Source organism: Nocardia sp. NPDC052566 (genome assembly GCF_044547285.1).
Taxonomy (GTDB): Bacteria; Actinomycetota; Actinomycetes; order Mycobacteriales; family Mycobacteriaceae; genus Nocardia.
The window spans coordinates 550,174-569,416 of sequence record NZ_JBIUAF010000005.1; the positions used below are offsets into that span (position 1 = coordinate 550,174).

Sequence of the window (19,243 nt, forward strand, 5' to 3'; positions counted from 1 at the left end):
GCAGCGGTGGTGCGCTGGGCCGCGCCGACGGTGGTCTCGGTCGACGGGCGCGATTTCCTCATCGCTGATCGGTAGCGGCTCCCGCCAGGACGGCCTTCATGACCGCGCCCTCGGCGACCGCGGACAGTGCGTCGGTGCACTGGGTCAGCGGGAAGGTGGAGACGAGGGTCGGCAGGTCGAAGCGGGCGGCGAGGGTGGGCAGGAGGCGGACGTATTCGACCAGGTGGGCGCCGGTGAAGGCCCAGGAGCCCTTGACGTCCAGTTGCTGCCGGACGATGTGGTGCGGGTTGATGGATGTCGCGCCCGCGTCGGTGTACTGGCCGATGATCAGCACGGCGCCGCCGCGGCGGGCGAGGGAGATGCCCTGCTGGACGGCGGCCGGGACGCCGGTGCATTCGATGACCAGGTCGGCGCCGCGGCCCGCGGTGAGCTCGCGCGCCTGGTCGAGGACCGTGCTCTGGTCGGCGGCGCCGATGATGTCGAGATGGGTGTCGCCGATGCCGCAGGCCTTGGCGATATCGAGCCGGTGCGCCGGGCCACCCACGATGATCACCCTGGCCGCACCGGCGAGGTGCGCGAAGGCGGCCGCGGCCAGCCCGACCGGGCCGCTGCCCTGGACGATCACGGTCTCGCCGAGGCGGATCGGGCGGCGCTCGTACAGCGCGTGGATCAGCGTCGGGCCCGCGCACGCGAAAGACATTGCCGCCAGGTCGGATACGGCGTCGGGCACCGTGACGACGGTGGTGCCGGGATCGAGCAGGATGTAGTCGGCCCAGGCGCCGGACAGCGGTTCGGCGGTGGTCGGGCGGTTCACACCATAGGTCCGGCGCGATTCGCACAGCGTGGGTTCGCGATGCTGGCGGCACGGCACACAGACGCCGCAGGCGATCGAGGAAGCCCACATCACCCGATCACCCGGTTTCAGGTCCGCACCGAGCGCGTCGGTGGCCGTCGGCGACCCCAGCTCGTGGACGACGCCCAATCCCTCGTGGCCGAGCACGATCGGCAGCGGAATCGGCAGATGTCCCTGTTGCAGATGCAGATCGGTGCCGCAGACGCCGCCGTAGGAGCAGGCGATGACGATCTGCCCGGCATCCGGTCGCGGCACCTCGAATTCGCGGATCACCAGCGGTGCGCCGAACTGCTCCAGTGTCGCCGCGCGTGCTCGCCCGCTCATCCGAGATACCTTCCGTTCCAGTCGATCACCGTGCGCCACGCCTCGGCCGCGGGGCGGGAGGCGTCGACGCGGCTTCAGACTAATTGCCCGCCGTCCGTCATGGCAGTCGAACTGGGGTTCGCCCAGTGAACCGAGGGCTGGTAAGCGTTGTACATATCCGCAATGGTTGGTGAATCGGTTTCGCCGCAAGTGATTTCGAGGATGGGTCATGCTCGATCTGGACGAGTGGTTCGCGCCCGGTGGACTGGCGGAGTTCGCTCGAACTCGGCTCGGGCGGACGCCCTTCGTCGCGGCGGCACGGCCCGACTTGGCGCGGCGGCTCGGCGAGACGCTCGGCATCCGGTCGGCCGGTGATCTCTTCGCGCTGCGTGCGCCGGAGGTGACCGCGTGGCTGAACGGCCTCGACGGTGGGCTCACCGCGGCACCGGTCCCGATCGGCAGCGCGCAGCGGCTCCATGCCGCGGGTACGACGCTGCTGTTCAAGAACATCCACGAATTCGGCGAGCATGAACGGGCAATCGCCGGACAGTTGGGGTTGGCGGCGAGATCGGCCATGTTGCAGGTGTTCTGCAACCGGCAGGGAGCGGGCACCCGAATCCATTTCGACCCGCTCGATGTCATCAGCGTGCAGCTCACCGGCCGCAAGACCTGGCGGATCGCCCCCAATGACGCATGCAGGGAGCCGCTGGAAGGCTGGGCTCCCGGTGAGGACATCTATCCGCGGATGCGGACCTACGTCACCGAGGTGCTGCCCACCGCGATGCCCGCGGGAGCCACCGAGTATGTCCTGGAACCCGGTGCCGTTCTGCATGTTCCACGCGGCTACTGGCATGAGACCAGTTCCGATCGGGACTCGATATCGCTGCACCTGCTGCTTGTTCCGCCGTTGCGCATGGACCTGCTGATCACCGCACTGCGCAACGAACTCGCGCGATACCAGGAGTGGCGGGAGCCGATGTACGAAGCCGGAGCGGGGGACGTGGCCGCCGATCTGCCCGACTTCCGTTCCGCCGTCGCGCGACTCGACGCCATGGATCTGCGGCACCCACCCCGCCATGCGCACCCGGTGGGCACCGATACCCGATTCGTGCGCGCGGGGCAGGCGATGCTCGGCATCGACGCGGTGGCCGATGGCAGCGCGGGCATCACCGTCACCGCATACGGGCTCTACCGGAATCACACGGCCAGCATCGAAATGAGCGCCGACTTCCTCCCCGCGTGCCGCTGGGTGAACGACTTGCCGACCGGTTCCACGCTCGACGTCGCCGACCTGTTGCTCGCGGCGCCACAGCTCACCAAGTCCGAGGTGGGAAACCTGCTCGGCATCCTCGAACAGACGCGTCTGATCCGTCGACAGTAAATCCATGGAGGCACAACGATGTCCGATCCGATCATCAGCGAGACAGCCCGCGATGACGACAAGCAACTCGTGATCGTCGCGACCGAGACCACCGACGTCGATCCGCAGGAACTGACCGCGCTGCGCCCGGTGGGCGGCCTGGTCTTTTTCACCGAGTAGCCGATGGGTTCCACCACACTCGGACTGGAGACGTGGTTCGCCCCGCTCGGCATCGACGAGTTCGGGCCCGCGACCTGCGGTCGCCGACCGCTCTATGTCCCTCCGGATCCGGACGTCGCCGGTCGGGTCATGCGGGCGTTGGATATCGGCTCGGTGGACGAGGTACTGTCGTTCGGCGATGCCACGATGTTCGCCTGGTTCACCAAACTCGACGATCGGCAGACGGCGGCGCGCATCCCCACCGAGAGCGCCAGGCGGTTCTACGACGGCGGCACGACCATCTACGGCCCGGCGCGCTGACCCGCGGCCACTTCGATCCGGTCGACGTCGTCACCATGCAGCTGGCCGGACGCAAGACCTGGCGCATCGCCGCCAATACCTTTGCCCCAGTACCGAACTCCGGCTTCGCGCTGCGCGAACCGGTGCCGACCGGCATGCGCGCGTACGCGAGTGAGCTACCGCCCACCGAGATGCCGGGCAATGCGGAATCGTATGAACTCGAGGCGGGCGCGATCCTGCACATCCCGCGCGGCTATTGGCACGAGACCGGCTCCGATCGGGATTCGCTGTCGCTGCACATCCTGCTGCGGCCGACGACCCGGCTCGATCGCGCACTCGCCGCGCTGCGCAATGAGCTGATCCGCGACGAATCATGGCGCACGGCCGCATCCGCCTTGGCGGCAACGGATCTCGACGCACTGCGGGCCGCGGTGCGGCGGCTCGATCCCGCCGACCTCGGCCACCGTGTCAGGCCGGACGGGCCGATCGAGGCGGGCGACCGTGTCGCCCGCGCGGGCCAGGCCGCGCTCGGCATCGATGCCATCGCGGGCACGACCGCGCGGATCACCGTGACCGCCTTCGGCTTCCATCGCACCCGGACCACCACGGTCGACCTGGACACCGTCTTCGTCCCGGCCTGCCGCTGGATCGGCGCGCTGCCGACCGGCGCCACCTTCGGCGTCGCCGACCTGCTCGACCGTGGCCTCGCCGGCGAGCAAGCCGTGTCGCTCGTGCGCCTGCTCGAACAAGCCGGCCTGCTCCGGCGTCATCCTTGACGACGCCTACTCAGGGGGAGAAGTCTTGAGCAGCCCCGCGATTCGCGCGGTACCCGGTGCGCTGCGCCCGCCGGGACCCGGCCGGTATTCCACCGACTCCGCGGTCAGGTCGTCCCCGCACTGACGGCAGGTCACCGCGGCCTGGGTGGTGTGGTCGCAGTCGCGATGGTGCAGCAGCAGCGGTGGTCCCGCCGGCTCTGCCTCCCATCGATCGCCCCATGCCATCAGCGCGAGCAGGGCGGGCAGCAGGTCCCGGCCCTTCTCGGTGAAGACGTAGTCGAAACGGTCCGGTTGCTGTGCGTAGCGATGGCGGTGCAGCACATCGGCATCGACGAGCCGCTGTAACCGGTCGCTCAGCACGTTCGTCGCGATGCCCAGATCCTGTTGGATCTCGTCGAATCGGTGCAGCCCGACGGCGACATCCCGGAGCACAAGCAGCGCCCAGGCATCGCCGACGATCGCGGCCGAGCGAGCGATCGAGCACGCGATCCGGCCGAAGTCCGTTCTTGCCATATCAGTCCCTTGCTAGAAGCAAGTCAGCAGGTTAGCTTCAGTATATGTATCACGCTATCGTGCGGTCCCTGGTCCGGCGAACATGGCGCCGCGCCGGCGCGGGCGACTTCGGCGCGGCCGTCGCCATGGCCGCGCCCGATATCCGATTCCGCTTTCTCGGTGACACCCCGCTCGGTGCGGACGTGCGCGGGCGCCAAGCCTTCCGCGACTGGTTCGACACTTTCGAGCGACACCTGCCAGGTATCCGGCTCGAGCTCGAGGACGTCATCGCGAACGGCTGGCCGTGGCACACCACGGTGGCGGCGCGGCTACGGGTGCGTGGCACCCTCGCCGACGGAACGCCCTACCGCAACACCGCGATCCAATGGTTCACCCTGCGCTGGGGTCGCCTGACCGACGACCTGGTACTGGAGGACACCCTCGCGCTCGATGCGGCACTGCGCAGGCAGGACGCGGCGCGAACACCCGCCTGAGCGTCATTGCTCTATGGGCGACCAGCCGAATCCTCATGCGCGGTAAGTGATTCGCGCGGTCCGCCGGTAATGAACTCGACCATCTGATCGATGGCGCGGTCGGCCTCCGGAATCGGAAACAGCGGCCAGACATGCAGCATGCCGGGATACTCGTGCCACGTCAGCGGGAATCCCGCGCGGGATGCCGCCTGCCGCAACAGGTGTGCGTCGGCATTGAGGATCTCGCTGGTGCTGGTGAAGACGGCGACGGGCGCGAGACCGTCGAGGTTCCCGAACAGCGGGCTGACGATCGGGTCGCCCGGATCCAGCCCACCGGCGTATCTGTCGGCGAACGCTCGCAGCCCGCGCGCGGTGATGATCGAGTCGGTCCGGTCCAGCTCGGCGATCCGCGGGTCGGTGAGCGTCGCGTCCAGAAACGGGGAGAGCAGAACTATTCGCCCGGGCTGTGGCAGTCCGCGCGCCCTTGCCTGCAGTACCAGCGACAGCGCCACGTTGCCGCCGGACGAGTCGCCCATCACGGTCAGAGCGCCTGCGCCCCAACGGTTCACGAGATCCGCGTACAGCGGCAGCAGATAGGCGAAGACGCCCTCGGCGGTGTGCTCGGGCGCCAGCGGGTACATCGGCACGGTCACCGTGCAGCCCAGCCGCTGGACGAGCTTCGCGATGAGCTGCCAGTGCGGATCGGTGATCGAGATGGACCATCCGCCGCCGTGCAGGTAGAGCACCTGCCGATGGCCATCTCCGGTACGCGGGCCGACGATATAGACGCGTCGCCCGTCGAATTCCGCTTCGCGCACCGACATTCGCGCCACGAGCGCGCGCGGCGGCCTGGTAGGACCCTTCTTGCGATCCGCGGCGACAGCCCGCTCGATCCGCTCGGCACCGTCCCACGTGCGGCGCACGCGCATCCCCTTGACCATGATCGACAGCAGGTGTGCTCTGATACTTGGCATTTCGTTCTTCCCTGGGAGAGCGTCTCAGCGAGACAGGTACTTGTGCACGGCCGCGGCCGATCGACTGATCACGCCGACGTGCCCGTCGGGCCGGACGAGCACGTAGCTGCCCGGCGCGACGTCGTAACCGTCGGACGCCGACAGGGCGACCGCGGGAACGGAGAACTCGTCGACGGGAGCCTCGAACGCGAGGACGGTGTAGTCGGGTCCGCGGAAGGCGTCGAAAAGCCTTGTGCCGTCCGGCAAGACGCCATCCGGCGCCCGGTCGCCCGCGCGCAGCGTGCCGGGGTCGGTGCGGTCGTCGACCGCGAGCGGACCGCCCCGATAGGTGATATCGAGCTGGTGAATGGCAGGCGCCGCCGACCCGCCGCGGAAATCTTGCCGGTGCAGCTGGGTAGTGCGGCCGAGGACCTCGGCGGCGACCGGCATCCGTTCGGCCGCATAGGTTTCCAGGAGCGCCGGATCCGCGCCCCGATGAACGGCGGCGAGCTTCCAGCCCAGGTTGTAGGCGTCCTGCACCCCGGTGTTCAAACCCTGTCCGCCCGCCGAGGAATGGACGTGCGCGGCATCGCCCGCCAGCAGCACCCGTCCCACCCGGAACCGGTCGACCATGCGAATGTTGACCTGGTACAGCGAGATCCAGCGCAGGTCGTGCAGCTCGACATCGGTGCGGCCCGAGCGTTCGCGGCACAGCCGCCGTACCGCGTCCAGCGTCAGCTCCGGCACGTCGTCCGCCGCCATCGAGGCGACGAACTGGTAGTACTCGCTACCGGGCAGGTTCCACAGCGAGAACCGTTCGCCGATGTTCCCGGCCGCCGTGAGGATGTGGCAGAAACGGCCGTCCAGGCCATCGGCGCGCACGTCGCCGATGAGCGTGCGCTCGGAATCGAGTGTGTCGCCGTCGAAACCGACCCCGAGCGCCTTGCGGATCGTGCTGCGGCCGCCGTCGGCGCCGACGAGATAGGCCGCGGTGTGGTCGGCACCGGTCGCGGTGTGCGCGACGACCCCGGCGGAATCTTGTGTGACATCGACTATCTCGGTGTTCCACTCGATACTTCCGCCGAGTTCGAGGAACCGCTCGCGCAGGATCCGCTCGGTCACCCACTGTGGGATCAGCCAGGCATCGGGGTAGGGAATGGCGGGGGTGGCCGTCGGCGCGGGCACGCCGAGCATGTCGGCGACGGTGCGCTCCCACACCGCCTCCTGCCCTTGGTACAGGCGGAATTTCGGAAACGGCTCACCATTGGCCAGCACGGCATCGATGATCCCCAGATCGTCGAACACCTCGAGGGTGCGCGGCTGCAGCCCCTTGGCTCGTGAGCCGATGAACGGGCCGGTCGCCCTGTCGACCACGCGGCACGGCACCCCGTGCCGGGCCAGGTCGCAGGCCAGGGTGAGTCCCGTCGGCCCCGCCCCGACGATCAAGACGGTCATGACTGTTCCTTCCGGTAGAGCAAGACGAGCAGGACGTCGTCGACGAGCCTGCCGATGAAGTGGTCGTCGAAACCGGCGCCGATCAGCAACTGGCGCTGGATCATTGCCTCCGCGACGTCGTGGATGAGTTCGGCGTCGGTGTCCGCGGGCAGATCGCCGCGCTCGATCGCGCGGACAAGCGCGTCGTGGAACGGGGAGAGTTCCTCGTTCTCGATGTGCTCGCGCAGGGCGGCGGCCAGTTCCGCGTCGTGCCGCATGGCCGCCGCCAGCCCGCCGACGATCGCGGTGAACCGCTCCGACGATTTCGCGCGCAGGGCTTCCAGTACCGCGATCAGATCTCCGCGCAGCGTGCCGGTGTCCTCGATCGCCGCGTTGTGATCGGCGTCGTAGGCGTCGAGCGCCGCCTTGATCAGCTCCGCTTTCCCGCGCCATCGGCGATAGATCGTCGCCTTGCTCGCCTTGGCCCGCTCGGCGACGGCATCGACGGTGAGCGCGGGATATCCCCGCTCGGCGACGAGGTCGAGCGCGGCCGTCAGGATCGCGTCGACTCTTTCTTGTCCTCGAACCACTCTCGAAGTGTACGAAACGGTTTCGTACACTTCAAGCGTTTATCGATCTCTTCGGTGCGAACCGGGCAGTGGATGGTGTTGCACGGCAAAAACACTCGAAAAAGGGCGATTTCGCTGCGATAGAGTGGGCTATGCCCGAAGACGCGCATCAAGAATCAGAGGTGCGAATCGGAGCGGCCGCACACCCCGACCTGCTCTCGCTCGCTTCCCAGCTGTGCTTCGCACTGTATTCCACCTCGCGCTCGATGACCGCGGCCTACCGGCCCTTCCTCGAGGCGATGGAAGTGACCTATCCGCAGTATCTGGCGCTGCTGGTGCTGTGGGAACGCCCAGGCATCACGATGAAGGAACTGGGTGAGCGGCTGCGCCTCGACTACGGCACGGTGTCGCCCCTGATCCAGCGCCTGCAGGCGCACGGCCTGGTGGAGAGCGTGCGCAGCCCGCACGATCGGCGCGCGGTGGAGCTGTGCGCCACCGAGGCGGGCCTAGCCTTGCGCCATCAGGCGCGCGACATGATCGAATCGGTGTTCAATGCCATCGATTACCCGCTCGAAACGCTCATCGCACTGCGCGATCAGGTGAACGTGCTCGGCGCCAGGCTGGAAACCATTGTCGCCGAGCGCTAGTCAGGCGTCGAGGACCTTGACCTGACGCTGCACCACCGGCGGCTCGGTCGACCACGGGAAGTTGATCCAGCGGTCGGTGTGGCGCCAGACGTATTCGCAGTCCACCTCGGAGCGCGGCTTCTGGTAGATCACCGCGCACCGCACCTCCTTGACGTGGTCCTCGCAGAAGTCGCGGACCAGCTTGAGGGTGGCGCCGGTATCGGCGACATCGTCGGCGACCAGCACGGTGGCGCCGGCCAGATCGACCGCCTGCGGCACCGGCGGCAGCATGACGGGCAGGTCGAGGCGCTGATCGATGCCGGTGTAGAACTCAACGTTCATCACGTGCAGGTTCTTCACGTCGAGTGCGTAGCCGAGTGCGCCCGCGACGAACAGCCCGCCGCGCGCGATGGACAGGATCAGATCGGGCTCGAAGCCGTCCTCGGCGATCGTCGTCGCCAGTTCCCGGCTCGCCGAGCCGAACAAATCCCAGGTCAGCACTTCCCGATCCGCCATCGGACCCTCCATCCTCATCGACACCGCTGCGCAGGAGAGCATACGTCCGGCTATGCGCGGCGCTGCCGCCGAGTCGCTACTTGCCCGACAGCGCGCCGTAGAGTCCGCCGCCCGCTTCGGTGATCTTCCAGCCGCGATTCTTGTCCACGGTGACCTCGTAGTTCAGCGTCACCCGGCCGCCCTGCGGTGTCTGCAGATTGGTCACCTCGGTGTCGAGGAAGGCATCGACCTTGTATACGCCGCCGGACTCCGACATCACCACCGCCTTGATCGGTGTCGCTTTGGAGACCCACTGCAGCGGGGCGACGATCTGTTCGTAGCTGGAGGTGGTCGCGTCGAATTTCGCGGCCAGTTCCGGGGTGGTGTTCGTCTTCAGCCGGGCGACCCAGCCCTTGATATCGCGGTAGTCGATGGTCGAGCCGCCGACGGCGTAGTCCATCGCGACCTGTTCGGCGTGCGCGTCGTCGGCGGCGCGGTCGTCGCGGCCGGTCAGGTCGGCGCGGGTGGTGAAGTAGAGCGCGGCGAAGGTGATCGTCGCGATCAGCAGTGCCGCCATGGCGACGGCGGTGACGATGGTGGACACCCGGATCGAGATCCGGCGACCGGCGGGCGCGGCGGCTGTCTTCGGGGTGGCGTCGTTGTCCGTGTCATCGCTGGCCATGGGCCAATACTCGCACCTCGCGTCATGGGATCATTTTCCCGGTCGCCGAAGATTCGCTCAGAGCACGTTTTCCCAGCGGTCGAACTCGTCGGCGCGGGGCAGTGGCCCAGCCGCGGAGCGCGGGCTCTGGAAAACCATCACCGTGCGGGCCTGTGCGTCATAGGCGGGCCAGTCCGGTGCATTGCCCTTGGCGAATTCGACCCAGGTGCGGTGCATATCGTCGGCTACCTGCTGAGGTGGTACGTCCGTGCCGGTCATCATGGGCATGCCCGGGCTCGACAGCGTGTCGAAGACGAACGGGATCTCCAGCGCGTGACAGGCGCGCAGGCCGAGATGGGTCGTCTGCCAGGCGAATTCGTAGACGTGCGCGGTACCGCCCGCGGCGGTGGCCGCCTGCGCCATCCGGGTGGTCGGGACACGGAACGTCTGGTCGGACATGATCGCGGAGAAGATGTCACCGGGCGTGGCATCGGGGCGGTTGGCCGTGTAGACCGCCACGTCGTCGGGCGAGAGGCCGACGACGGCGGCGTAGCCGGCGAGGGTTTCGGCGGGGAGCGTCGCTGTGAGTCCCGGCGGGGCGGTGAACAGCCGGGATTCGTCGGCATTCGCGCCGACCAGTAGGGGGATCTCGCGTGCGGCACCCGCCGCGATCGCGTCGAGGGGACTGCTGACCAGACTCGCGCCATCGATGACGGGAGTGAAAGGCATGATGCCCTTGCCCGCGGCGATGACGGAGGCGCCCCAGCGCGCGGCGGTCTGACTGATGGCGAACTCGCCGACCTGCGCGCGCTCGGTCTTCAACAAGGTGGGCACCTCGACCGCGCCGAATTCGGCCGTGGTCGTGGCGATGCCGAGCCGCTCGGCGAGATCGGCGGCGACGCGGCGCGCGTCCTCGGGCAGCGAGGCGACCTTGCCATCGCTGCTCTGCATGATCGCGCGCTGGAACAGCCCGGCCGCCCCTGGCGCGGCGAACAGGTCGGCCACGCTCATCGACCCCGCGGATTCCCCCGCGACGGTGACCCGGTCCGGGTCGCCGCCGAACGCGGCGATGTTGTCGCGCACCCAGCGCAGCGCGGCCAGTTGATCGAGCAGTCCGCGGTTGGCCGGTGCGTCGTCGAGCAGCGCGTAGCCGATCGCGCCGAGCCGGTAGTTGATGCTGACCAGCACGACGCCGTCGCGGGCAAAGGCGCGACCGTCGTACATCGAGACCGCGCTGGAGCCGAATCGGTAAGCGCCACCGTGGATCCAGACCAGGACGGGCAGGCCGGATCCGCCCGGATCCGGGGTCCACACATTGAGGTTCAGGAATTCGCCGCCCTCGATGATCGGGTTCTCGAGAATGTCCTCGGTCGGCGGCCCGTAGCCCAATTGCGGTGCGGTGGGACCGAATCGGGTGGCGTCACGCTCGTCGTCCCAGGTCGGCGCCGGTCCGGGCGCCTGGAACAGTGCCGGGCCGACCGGCGCCGCGGCGTAGGGGATGCCGAGGAACGCGCTGACCGAATCGGTGCGCAGGCCACGGATCTTGCCTTGCGGCAGGGCGATAACTGGTGCGTCCATCGGAACTCCTGTCGGCGGCCCAGCCGCCGCTCGTCAATCAACCAGGCCCGTCGAAGATCTCACACGCGCGCCACGGCCGCCACCGCGTTCGTTAGGTTGGCTAGGTGCGTATCCAAGCCGGCCGGTGCGACCGGCGTGATCGGTGCCCGGCTGCTCGCAGGCGAAACGGTATGCGGGAAGTCAAGGGGTGCGGGTGGATTCGGGTCGGCTGTACGATCCCCACCTCATCGTTGGCAGGGGCCGGTGGAAACGGGTCGGTCGGAGTTGACGCGGTCGGCGAGGCGGTCGAGTACCTCGCTGAGGTTCATTGCGTAGCCGATGTGTGCGTTATCCGGGTCGACGCCGAAGACGACGCCCAGAACTCGGCCCTGTGTATCGATCAGTGGGCCACCCGAATTGCCCGATCGGATCGGCGCGGAGACCGCGTAGAGCTGCCGGGAGACGGTCGTCGAGCGGTAGATGTCGGGGACCGGACGGACGTCCCTGCTGCGCACGCGTGCCGCTGCGGCGGTGTAGCGCCCGCCCTCGGGATAGCCGACGACGATGGCGTCGGCGCCGGGATCGAGCGGTTGTGGTGCGACCGTGACGGCCGGTGCGGTGAGGCCGGGCACGTGGAGCACCGCGATATCGATCGACGGATCGAAGACCGCGACGGTCGCGGCTCGCGGTCCGTCCGGGGTGTCGACCGAAACCTCGGTCGCGCCCTCGACCACATGCGCATTGGTGAGCACTCGCTGGGGTGCGAGGACGAAACCCGTTCCGGCGAGGCGTCGCTCGCACTCGCCCGCGATATCGTGGATTCGCAGCACGCTGCGCTGCAGGTTCGCCGGAGCGGGGCCGGTGAGCACCGCCCGATTCGGTGGCGCGGCCGATGAAGCCGACTCGGGTCGCGTCCAGTCGTCGGCGCCGGCCAGACCGGACTCGCGCAACGGACCGGCGAGCTCGCTCGGCAGACCGGCCAGCCAGTACGGCGCGGCGCCGTCGACCGCCCGCACGATGCGCGAATCGCGCAGCCCCGCGGCCAGTCCCGGTTGCGCGGCGGCCAACGGCACAGCGAGCAGCCAGACCGTGAGCGGTACGGCGAGCGCCTGGACGCCGCTGCCCGCGATCGCGTCGACGCGCTGAACTACCCGCCCGCGCACCGTCGCGCGCAAAGCCAGGCCGAGCCGATCGCCGACGGCCTGCCCGGCCGCGACGACCCCGACCAACAGCGTCACCACGATCAGCAACCGGCCCGGGCCCGCGGCGACATGCGGCAGCAACCCGGCGGCGATCAGCGTCCCGGCGACTCCGCCGCCGACCACACCGAGAAACCCGAGCACGGCCACGATCGCGCCGCGTCGCCACCCCAGAAAGCCGGCGAACACAGTCCCCGCCAGCACCACAAGATCGAGCCAATTCGACAGCGTCAACGGCGTTCTCCCGGTAGCCCGACATCACCTGGTCCGCCGACCATGGTAAGCGGCCCCAGCGATCCCGCGACGCCCCCACAACCACACACCCCTTGCACAAGGTGCACACCCTTTGTACGGGTGTGAAGCTACGACAAAGGATGTGGACTAAGGAGGGTCGAAAGAGTTCCCGTGCCGCTAACTGCTGCCGTACTTCGAAACCCTCTCTCAGGGGCGCGGGCCGTAGGTGTTGAGGAGCAGTAGTGGGCCGTCGCCGAGGTTCGCGCGTGTGTCGAGGTCGAGGGCGGCGGCCAGGCCTTTTGCGGTGTAGACGGTTTCCAGGCGCAACCCGGCGGTGGCGGCGCGAGTGCGGGCGGTGACCGCTTCGGGGGTCTCGTGGCCGTAGCCGGGGCCGAGCCAGTCGCGGACCATTGTCACGTCGTCCGGGCGCAGGGGGTCGATGTCGAGTTGTGCACCGCGGGAGCGGAGTACGTCCGCGGACCGGTTGGCCAGCGCGACGATATCGGGCGCGTCGAGCGGGAGGGTGTCGTTGACGACGACGCCGAGGACGCGCGTGCGCAATCCGGCAATGCGCAGGCCGAGTGCCAGACCCGCCGCCGTACCGCCCGATCCGACCGCGGTCACCACCCGCGCCGGCTCCGGCAGTGCGCCCGAGGCGATCTGGGCGGCGAGCTCGAGCGCGCCTTCGACATATCCGAGCGCGCCAATGGGATTGGAGCCGCCCACCGGGAGGTAGTAGGGCAGGCGCAACCCGTAGCCGCCGTCACCGTAGGCGCCGTCGTCCTTGCACCACAGCGGATTACGGGTGCCGAGCGCGAGCTCGCGGACCGGGGTCGCGGCGCCGAGGCGCAGGAACGGCAGCGAGGTCGCGAGCTCGGGGAAGCGTTGGTGCAGTTGGGAATCGGGCACGGTGTCACCTCCGGTGATCGGCGAGGCCGAGCAGGGCGATGGATACCGCGCGCAGCCGGTCGATATCGCCGCGGATACCGGCGACGGAGTCGTTGTAGAGGAATGCCTCGCACAGGCGCACCAGAGTGTAGGCGAGCAGGGCACGGTCCAGCGGCGGCCGGTAGCCGTCCTCGGCCTCGGCGCGGGCGATCAGCTGGTCGGTTGCCGCGATGACCCGCGGCTGGACCGGGCCGTCCTCGGTGGTCAGCACGCGCAGGCCGGAGATCGGCTCGTTCTCGAAGTAGTGGCGGAATGCCGTGCTCGCCACCAGCCAGCGTGCGACGCGATCGAGCACGTCGATGATGCGCTCGCCGCCGGTGCTGCGGCATTTGGCGTCCGCCTTGGCGATCATGGTCTCGTATTCGATGGCCATCACCGTGCCGAGCAGTCCGTCGCGGGAGCCGAACCAGCGGTAGACCGAGGCGCGGCTCAGACCGAGCCGGGCCGCGATGGCCTGGACATCGACGCGTTCACCGGCCATGAACGACTGCCTGGCGAGTTCGAGCACCTCCTCGCGGGTAGCCGACGCGGGCCTGCCGGGGGAGCGGGACGGCGTTCGCTGCGCGGGGGTCACCCGACGAATGATACATCCACTGGGGTATGTACCGAACAAAGTCGGGGTCGAGACGATCTTACGACCCCGACTTCGGCAAGCCGCTCAGAACCAGGCGTCGCGCATCTCGCGGGTGGTCGGATCCGATCCGGCGAGCAGGTCGAGCGCGGGCCCGGTCTTGGGTAGTTCGACGCGGAAGAAGTACCGTGCCGCTTGCCGTTTGCCCTCGTGGAAGTCCTCGGTCGCGGTGCCGGTCGCCACGAACTGCTCCAGCCAGATCCAGGCGATCACCAGGTGACCGAACGCCTCCAGATAGTACGTGCTGTTGGCCAGCGCGGCCTCGATATCGCCCGATGCGAACAGTCCCGCGGTGACCTGTACCGTTCGCTGCCAGACCGAATCCAGCTGGGCCGCAAGCGCGGCCGCCTCGCCGCCTGCCGTATTCGCGGCGGCGACCGTCGCGGCGATCCTGGCGCCGAACTCCACCAGACCGGCGCCGCCCTGCTGGGTCACCTTGCGCGCCAGCAGATCCAGGCCCTGGATGCCGTGAGTGCCCTCGTGGATCGGGTTGAGCCGGTTGTCGCGATAGTGCTGTTCCACATCGTATTCACGGGTGTAGCCGTAGCCGCCGTGCACCTGGATGGCGAGGCTGTTGGCCTCCAGGCACCACTGCGACGGCCAGCTCTTGGCGATCGGGGTGAGCAGGTCGAGCAGCAGCGACAGCGTGCGCCGCTCTTCCTCGGAGTCGGTGGTGCGCTGCAGATCGACCAGGCGCGCGCAGTACAGCACCAGCGCGAGCGCGCCCTCCGCATAAGCCTTCTGCGCCAGCAGCATTCGCTTGACATCGGCGTGCTCGACGATCGGCACCTGCGGGCTCAGCGGATCGCGCGCCGCTTTCGACCGGCCCTGGGGGCGGGTGCGCGCATAGTCGAGCGATTTGAGATATCCGGTGTAGCCGAGCGCGGCCGCACCGAGCCCGACGCTGATCCGCGCCTCGTTCATCATGTGGAACATGTAGGTCAGGCCGTGGTGCGCCTCGCCGACCAGGTAGCCGACCGCGCCGGGCGCGCCGCCGGGAGTGCGGCGGCCCTCTCCGAAGTTCAGCAGCGTATTGACCGTGCCGCGGTAGCCCATCTTGTGGTTGATGCCCGCCAGCGCGACATCGTTGCGCTCGCCGATGCTGCCGTCGTCCTCGACCAGGAAGCGCGGCACGATGAACAGCGAGATGCCCTTGGTGCCCGCGGGCCCGCCCGGAATCTTCGCGAGCACCAAATGCACGATGTTCTCGCCCATTTCGTGATCGCCGCCGGAGATCCACATCTTGGTGCCGAAAAGCCGGTAGGTGCCGTCGGGCTGCGGTTCGGCCCTGGTCACGATGTCGGCCAGCGAGGAACCGGCCTGTGGCTCGGACAGGCACATGGTGCCGAAGAAGCGGCCGTCGAGCATCGGGCGCACATATCGGTCGACGTGGTCCGAGCTGCCGTGCGCGACAATCAGATTCGCATTGCCGGTGGTGAGGAAGGCGTAGCCGACGGTGCCGACGTTGGCCGCCATGAACCACGCGGCGCCGGCCTGCGCGATCGTGGTCGGCAGTTGCGCGCCGCCGAGGTCGTAGTCCAGTGTCGGGCCGACGAGTCCGGCCTTGGCGAACGCGGTGAGCGCCGTCGCGACCTCCGGGATCAGGGTGACCCGCTCGCCGTCGAAACTCGGTTCCTCGGCGTCGTTGCGCTTGTTGTGCGGCGCAAAGTATTTCGTGGCGAGTTGCTCGCTGAGCTCGAGGATGTCGTCGAACGTCTCGCGCGAGTGATCGGCATACCGTGCGCGTTTGGTGAGTTCCTCGACATTCAGCCACTCGTAGAGCAGAAAGTCCAGGTCGCGCCGTGAGAGCAGGGTGGAACGCATCCGGGGCGAATCCTTTCGGGACATGGTCGCCGCTGTCGCGGGGGTCACAGTCGATTCAGACGATACACGCACTGGGTTTCGTCTCAAACGGCCCACCGGGCGACCGAGCGACCGTTCGGGATGTTTCCCGGGAATTCGGCTCCGGAATCGACGGCGGCGGGCAATACTTGCGGTGAATTTCGCCCCAGGTGGACGCGGTCGGCGGCGCTCCGACGGGCTGCGCCCGCCCGCTGAAAGGTACTGCCCCATGGGAACTCTGGACAACAAGGTGGCCATCGTCTCCGGCTCCGGCCGTGGCATCGGGCGCGAGATCGCGCTGAAGCTGGCGAGTGAGGGCGCCGCGATCGTTGTCAACGATATGGACGCCGAACCCGCCAAGGAGACCGTCGCCGCCGTCGAGGCCGCGGGTGGGCGAGCCGTGTCGTGCATCGGCAGCGTCACCGACGCGGACTTCGCCGAGCGTTTCGTCGCCACCGCCGTCGAACAGTTCGGTGGCCTCGACATCATCGTCAACAACGCGGGTTACACCTGGGATTCGGTGATCCAGAAGATGACCGACGAGCAGTGGGACGCCATCCTCGACGTGCACCTCAAGGCCCCGTTCCGCATCCTGCGCGCCGCACAGCCGGTGATCAGCGGGCTGGTGCGGCGGGCCAAGGAGGCGGGGGAGCCGGTGCCGTGCCGCAAGGTCGTCAACATCTCCTCGCTCGCGGGCACCGGCGGCAATGCGGGCCAGGCGAACTACTCCTCCGCCAAGGCCGGCATCATCGGGCTGACCAAGGCGATCGCCAAGGAGTGGGGGCGCTACAACGTCACCGTCAACAGCGTCGCGTTCGGCATGATCAAGACCAGGCTCACCGCGCAGCCCGCGGGCGGCGGCACCATCGACGTGCAGGGTAAGGAGATCAAGGTCGGGGTCAACCCGCAGCTGCTGTCCGCGATGGAGCAGATGATCCCGCTGGGGCGCGCGGGCACGCCGAGCGAGGCCGCGGGCGCGGTGTACCTGTTCTGCATTCCCGAATCCGACTACGTCAGCGCGCAAACCCTGGTCTGCGGCGGCGGATTCAATCTCTGAGCTCGGTCACGGCACGAAAGAACACTCATGTATCTCACCCAGTCCCTGCACCGCGCCGTTCAGCAGCGGCCCGGCGATATCGCGACCATCTGCGGTGATCGCGTGCGCACCGTCGCCGAATCCGCCGACCGGATCGCCAGATTCGCGGGCGCGCTGCGCGAGCTCGGCATCGAGCAGGGCGATCGCGTCGGTATTCTCGCGCTGAACTCCGACCGCTATCACGAGTACTACCTCGCGGTGGCCTGGCTCGGCGCGGTGGTGAACCCGGTGAACATCCGCTGGAGCCCGGCGGAAATCATTTATTCGCTGCGGGATTCGGGCACCTCGGTGCTGCTGGTCGACGACGCGTTCGCCACCGCGATCGCGCCGATCCGGGCGGGCTTCGACGGGCTGCGCGCGGTGATATTCCTCGGTGACGGCGAACAGCCTTCGGAGACACTGTCCTACGAGCAGCTCATCGCCGGGCACGAGCCGATCGAGGACACCCGCACCGGCGGCGACGCACTGCTCGGCGTGTTCTACACCGGCGGCACCACCGGGCATCCCAAAGGTGTGATGCTCAGCCACAACAACGTCGTCGCCTCCGGAATGGGTTCGCTGGCCACCGGATTCGTGCTGTCCAAGGGTGGGCGGCTGCTGCACGCGGCGCCGATGTTCCATGCCGCGGATTTCGCGCTGTGGACCGTCGGCAATCTCGCCGGTGTCACCCACGTGACGGTGCCGATGTTCACCCCGAAGGGTGTGCTGCGGGCCATCTCCGAACATCGGACCACCGATGGGCTGCTGGTGCCGACGATGATTCAGATGCTGGTCGACGATCCCGACCGCGCCGACTACGACCTGAGCAGTATGCGCCAGTTCGTCTACGGCGCGTCGCCGATCTCCGAGGCCGTGCTGGAGCGGGCCATGAAGGCGTTTCCGGCGGCCGGATTCACCCAGGCCTACGGGATGACCGAGCTGTCGCCGATCGCCACCCTGCTCTCGCCCGCCGACCACGCCAGGCCGGAACTGCGCAGGGCCGCGGGCCGCGCCGCGCCGCATGTCGAGGTGCGGGTGGTCGACGAATTCGGCAACGAGGTGCCGCGCGGCACCGTCGGCGAGGTGGTGGCCAAGGGCGACAACGTGATGCTGGGCTACTGGAACAAGCCCGAGGAAACGGCCGCCGCGGTGCGCGACGGCTGGATGCACACCGGCGACGGCGGCCGGATGGACGAGCAGGGGTATGTCTTCATCGTCGACCGGCTCAAGGACATGGTCATCACCGGTGGTGAGAACGTGTACTCCATCGAGGTGGAGAACGCCGTCGCGAGCCACCCCGCGGTGGCCTCGTGCGCGGTGATCGGGATTCCCGACCCGCGGTGGGGTGAGCGGGTGCACGCGGTGATCGTGACGCTGCCGGGAAAGACGGTGAGCGAGGCGGAGATTCACGATCACTGCAAGGAGTTGATCGCGAACTACAAGGTGCCGCGCAGTGTGGCGTTCGTCGACGCGCTGCCGATCTCGGGTGCTGGCAAGATCCTCAAACGCGAACTGCGCAAGCAGTTCTGGGACGAAACGGATACCCAGGTTTCCTGAGGTGAACCGCGCCGAGGGGCACAGACTTTTCGGTCTGTGCCCCTCGTTGTGCGAAATCCGCTGACGCGCAATCGGTTCGGCGTTAGAATTTCTGGTACGGGTGATCAGTTCGCCGACAAGGGTGCTGATGTCGCCCGGTACGGTCGGCCACCCCGGCCGGATTTCGCGAGGCCATGTGGCCGAGTTCATCGATGAACATCCTGATATCAGCCGAGCTGCCGCTCGGCCGTGACAATTGCGCACGAAAAAGGTGATCCATCATGACATTCCCCGAAGGTGAGTTCTTCATCCAGAACGTATTCAGCGGTCTGGTGCTGGATGTGAAGGACGGCAGCGTCGAGGAGGGGGCGCCCATTATTCTCTGGGAGCGAAAGGAAAGCGATAACGACAATCAGCTCTGGCGGTACGAGAACGGATTCCTCATCAACCGGAAGAGCGGCCGCTGCCTGACGGTGAAGGGTGTCAGTGGCGGCGGTCAGATCAGGCCGGGCACGTTCGTCGTGCAGACCCAGCGCCGTGAGCCGCCGACCTCGATCAACCAGCTCTGGGCCTCGAATTACGACTACCTGATGCCCTACGATCCCAAGGTCTGTCTCAGCGCCAGGGATGACAGAGCCGATAAGGGCGCCGAGATGGTCGTCGATATGTTGATCGACTTCCCGAACAATGTCAGGCAACAGTGGATGTTCATCGAGAAGTAACTCCTTTCCACTCCTGAAAATACCCCGGCCACCCTGCTGCGGCGC

General features: G+C 68.0%; 21 protein-coding genes. 9 read left to right on the top strand and 12 right to left on the bottom strand.

What is annotated here, in order from left to right:
• Positions 1 to 58: 58 nt before the first annotated feature.
• Positions 59 to 1,177 carry a zinc-binding dehydrogenase gene (locus tag ACIG5A_RS27320; protein ID WP_397244950.1) on the bottom strand — a complete coding sequence of 373 codons (1,119 nt, stop codon included), beginning with the start codon at positions 1,175 to 1,177 and terminating at the stop codon, positions 59 to 61.
• A gap of 208 nt (positions 1,178 to 1,385) precedes the next feature.
• Between ACIG5A_RS27320 and ACIG5A_RS27325 the strand changes: the two genes are divergently transcribed.
• The 4 genes from ACIG5A_RS27325 to ACIG5A_RS27340 are packed head-to-tail and all read left to right on the top strand — an operon-like array spanning position 1,386 to position 3,751.
• Positions 1,386 to 2,537, top strand: coding sequence for a JmjC domain-containing protein (locus tag ACIG5A_RS27325; RefSeq protein WP_397244952.1), 1,152 nt, complete (start codon positions 1,386 to 1,388; stop codon positions 2,535 to 2,537).
• An 18-nt stretch (positions 2,538 to 2,555) separates the two neighbouring features.
• The gene (locus tag ACIG5A_RS27330; RefSeq protein ID WP_397244954.1) at positions 2,556 to 2,696 is read left to right on the top strand and encodes a hypothetical protein; all 141 of its coding nucleotides are present in this window, start codon (positions 2,556 to 2,558) and stop codon (positions 2,694 to 2,696) included.
• Positions 2,697 to 2,699: 3 nt separating this feature from the next.
• Positions 2,700 to 2,996, top strand: coding sequence for a hypothetical protein (locus ACIG5A_RS27335; protein ID WP_397245952.1), 297 nt, complete (start codon positions 2,700 to 2,702; stop codon positions 2,994 to 2,996).
• A complete protein-coding gene (locus ACIG5A_RS27340; RefSeq protein ID WP_397245920.1) occupies positions 2,993 to 3,751 on the top strand; it encodes a JmjC domain-containing protein in 759 nt (252 codons plus the stop codon). Before ACIG5A_RS27335 ends, ACIG5A_RS27340 begins: the two co-directional genes overlap by 4 nt.
• Before the next feature lie 6 nt (positions 3,752 to 3,757).
• On the opposite strand, the gene ACIG5A_RS27345 is transcribed toward ACIG5A_RS27340, so the two are convergent.
• Positions 3,758 to 4,264 carry a winged helix-turn-helix transcriptional regulator gene (locus ACIG5A_RS27345; protein ID WP_397244956.1) on the bottom strand — a complete coding sequence of 169 codons (507 nt, stop codon included), beginning with the start codon at positions 4,262 to 4,264 and terminating at the stop codon, positions 3,758 to 3,760.
• Between the two features lie 44 nt (positions 4,265 to 4,308).
• Here ACIG5A_RS27345 and ACIG5A_RS27350 point away from each other — a divergent pair, with 44 nt between their 5' ends.
• Positions 4,309 to 4,737, top strand: a complete 429-nt coding sequence (locus ACIG5A_RS27350; protein WP_397244958.1) for a nuclear transport factor 2 family protein — start codon at positions 4,309 to 4,311, stop codon at positions 4,735 to 4,737.
• An 11-nt stretch (positions 4,738 to 4,748) separates the two neighbouring features.
• Here ACIG5A_RS27350 and ACIG5A_RS27355 read toward each other — a convergent pair whose 3' ends face one another.
• The 3 genes from ACIG5A_RS27355 to ACIG5A_RS27365 are packed head-to-tail and all read right to left on the bottom strand — an operon-like array spanning position 4,749 to position 7,693.
• Entirely contained in the window at positions 4,749 to 5,690 is a 942-nt protein-coding gene (locus tag ACIG5A_RS27355) for an alpha/beta hydrolase fold domain-containing protein (protein WP_397244960.1), read from the bottom strand.
• Between the two features lie 24 nt (positions 5,691 to 5,714).
• On the bottom strand, positions 5,715 to 7,124 hold the full coding sequence (locus tag ACIG5A_RS27360) for an FAD-dependent monooxygenase (protein WP_397244963.1): 1,410 nt from the start codon (positions 7,122 to 7,124) through the stop codon (positions 5,715 to 5,717).
• Positions 7,121 to 7,693, bottom strand: coding sequence for a TetR/AcrR family transcriptional regulator (locus ACIG5A_RS27365; protein ID WP_397244965.1), 573 nt, complete (start codon positions 7,691 to 7,693; stop codon positions 7,121 to 7,123). The genes ACIG5A_RS27360 and ACIG5A_RS27365 overlap by 4 nt, the downstream gene beginning before the upstream one ends.
• Before the next feature lie 68 nt (positions 7,694 to 7,761).
• On the opposite strand from ACIG5A_RS27365, the gene ACIG5A_RS27370 reads away from it, so the two are divergent.
• Positions 7,762 to 8,319: a MarR family winged helix-turn-helix transcriptional regulator gene (locus ACIG5A_RS27370; protein ID WP_397244967.1), complete on the top strand. Its 558-nt coding sequence runs from the start codon at positions 7,762 to 7,764 to the stop codon at positions 8,317 to 8,319.
• On the opposite strand, the gene ACIG5A_RS27375 is transcribed toward ACIG5A_RS27370, so the two are convergent.
• The 7 genes from ACIG5A_RS27375 to ACIG5A_RS27405 all read right to left on the bottom strand — a co-directional run bounded on the left by ACIG5A_RS27375 (position 8,320) and on the right by ACIG5A_RS27405 (position 15,847).
• The gene (locus tag ACIG5A_RS27375) at positions 8,320 to 8,814 is read right to left on the bottom strand and encodes a phosphoribosyltransferase (RefSeq protein ID WP_397244969.1); all 495 of its coding nucleotides are present in this window, start codon (positions 8,812 to 8,814) and stop codon (positions 8,320 to 8,322) included. It lies immediately after the preceding gene.
• A 76-nt stretch (positions 8,815 to 8,890) separates the two neighbouring features.
• A complete protein-coding gene (locus tag ACIG5A_RS27380; protein WP_397244971.1) occupies positions 8,891 to 9,475 on the bottom strand; it encodes a hypothetical protein in 585 nt (194 codons plus the stop codon).
• A gap of 57 nt (positions 9,476 to 9,532) precedes the next feature.
• Positions 9,533 to 11,032, bottom strand: a complete 1,500-nt coding sequence (locus ACIG5A_RS27385) for a carboxylesterase/lipase family protein (RefSeq protein ID WP_397244973.1) — start codon at positions 11,030 to 11,032, stop codon at positions 9,533 to 9,535.
• A 224-nt stretch (positions 11,033 to 11,256) separates the two neighbouring features.
• Positions 11,257 to 12,444 carry a MarP family serine protease gene (locus ACIG5A_RS27390; RefSeq protein WP_397244975.1) on the bottom strand — a complete coding sequence of 396 codons (1,188 nt, stop codon included), beginning with the start codon at positions 12,442 to 12,444 and terminating at the stop codon, positions 11,257 to 11,259.
• Positions 12,445 to 12,651: 207 nt separating this feature from the next.
• Positions 12,652 to 13,353, bottom strand: coding sequence for a pyridoxal-phosphate dependent enzyme (locus tag ACIG5A_RS27395; protein ID WP_397244977.1), 702 nt, complete (start codon positions 13,351 to 13,353; stop codon positions 12,652 to 12,654).
• 4 nt (positions 13,354 to 13,357) lie between these two features.
• Positions 13,358 to 13,966 carry a QsdR family transcriptional regulator gene (locus ACIG5A_RS27400; RefSeq protein WP_397244979.1) on the bottom strand — a complete coding sequence of 203 codons (609 nt, stop codon included), beginning with the start codon at positions 13,964 to 13,966 and terminating at the stop codon, positions 13,358 to 13,360.
• 84 nt (positions 13,967 to 14,050) lie between these two features.
• Positions 14,051 to 15,847 carry an acyl-CoA dehydrogenase gene (locus ACIG5A_RS27405; RefSeq protein WP_397244981.1) on the bottom strand — a complete coding sequence of 599 codons (1,797 nt, stop codon included), beginning with the start codon at positions 15,845 to 15,847 and terminating at the stop codon, positions 14,051 to 14,053.
• A gap of 247 nt (positions 15,848 to 16,094) precedes the next feature.
• Here ACIG5A_RS27405 and ACIG5A_RS27410 point away from each other — a divergent pair, with 247 nt between their 5' ends.
• The 3 genes from ACIG5A_RS27410 to ACIG5A_RS27420 all read left to right on the top strand — a co-directional run bounded on the left by ACIG5A_RS27410 (position 16,095) and on the right by ACIG5A_RS27420 (position 19,198).
• Positions 16,095 to 16,922, top strand: a complete 828-nt coding sequence (locus tag ACIG5A_RS27410) for an SDR family NAD(P)-dependent oxidoreductase (protein ID WP_397244983.1) — start codon at positions 16,095 to 16,097, stop codon at positions 16,920 to 16,922.
• A gap of 27 nt (positions 16,923 to 16,949) precedes the next feature.
• A complete protein-coding gene (locus tag ACIG5A_RS27415; RefSeq protein WP_397244985.1) occupies positions 16,950 to 18,497 on the top strand; it encodes a long-chain-fatty-acid--CoA ligase in 1,548 nt (515 codons plus the stop codon).
• A 260-nt stretch (positions 18,498 to 18,757) separates the two neighbouring features.
• Positions 18,758 to 19,198, top strand: coding sequence for an RICIN domain-containing protein (locus tag ACIG5A_RS27420; RefSeq protein ID WP_397244987.1), 441 nt, complete (start codon positions 18,758 to 18,760; stop codon positions 19,196 to 19,198).
• The last annotated feature ends 45 nt before the right edge of the window (positions 19,199 to 19,243 follow it).

Excerpts from the sequence above, each read along its gene's own strand:
- ACIG5A_RS27385 (WP_397244973.1), bottom strand. The coding sequence starts at position 11,032 with ATGGACGCACCAGTTATCGCCCTGCCGCAAGGCAAGATCCGTGGCCTG.
- ACIG5A_RS27415 (WP_397244985.1), top strand. The coding sequence starts at position 16,950 with ATGTATCTCACCCAGTCCCTGCACCGCGCCGTTCAGCAGCGGCCCGGC.
- ACIG5A_RS27345 (WP_397244956.1), bottom strand. The coding sequence starts at position 4,264 with ATGGCAAGAACGGACTTCGGCCGGATCGCGTGCTCGATCGCTCGCTCG.
- ACIG5A_RS27350 (WP_397244958.1), top strand. The coding sequence starts at position 4,309 with ATGTATCACGCTATCGTGCGGTCCCTGGTCCGGCGAACATGGCGCCGC.
- ACIG5A_RS27320 (WP_397244950.1), bottom strand. The coding sequence starts at position 1,177 with ATGAGCGGGCGAGCACGCGCGGCGACACTGGAGCAGTTCGGCGCACCG.
- ACIG5A_RS27355 (WP_397244960.1), bottom strand. The coding sequence starts at position 5,690 with ATGCCAAGTATCAGAGCACACCTGCTGTCGATCATGGTCAAGGGGATG.
- ACIG5A_RS27410 (WP_397244983.1), top strand. The coding sequence starts at position 16,095 with ATGGGAACTCTGGACAACAAGGTGGCCATCGTCTCCGGCTCCGGCCGT.
- ACIG5A_RS27360 (WP_397244963.1), bottom strand. The coding sequence starts at position 7,124 with ATGACCGTCTTGATCGTCGGGGCGGGGCCGACGGGACTCACCCTGGCC.
- ACIG5A_RS27335 (WP_397245952.1), top strand. The coding sequence starts at position 2,700 with ATGGGTTCCACCACACTCGGACTGGAGACGTGGTTCGCCCCGCTCGGC.
- ACIG5A_RS27330 (WP_397244954.1), top strand. The coding sequence starts at position 2,556 with ATGTCCGATCCGATCATCAGCGAGACAGCCCGCGATGACGACAAGCAA.
- ACIG5A_RS27325 (WP_397244952.1), top strand. The coding sequence starts at position 1,386 with ATGCTCGATCTGGACGAGTGGTTCGCGCCCGGTGGACTGGCGGAGTTC.
- ACIG5A_RS27405 (WP_397244981.1), bottom strand. The coding sequence starts at position 15,847 with ATGCGTTCCACCCTGCTCTCACGGCGCGACCTGGACTTTCTGCTCTAC.
- ACIG5A_RS27375 (WP_397244969.1), bottom strand. The coding sequence starts at position 8,814 with ATGGCGGATCGGGAAGTGCTGACCTGGGATTTGTTCGGCTCGGCGAGC.
- ACIG5A_RS27420 (WP_397244987.1), top strand. The coding sequence starts at position 18,758 with ATGACATTCCCCGAAGGTGAGTTCTTCATCCAGAACGTATTCAGCGGT.
- ACIG5A_RS27380 (WP_397244971.1), bottom strand. The coding sequence starts at position 9,475 with ATGGCCAGCGATGACACGGACAACGACGCCACCCCGAAGACAGCCGCC.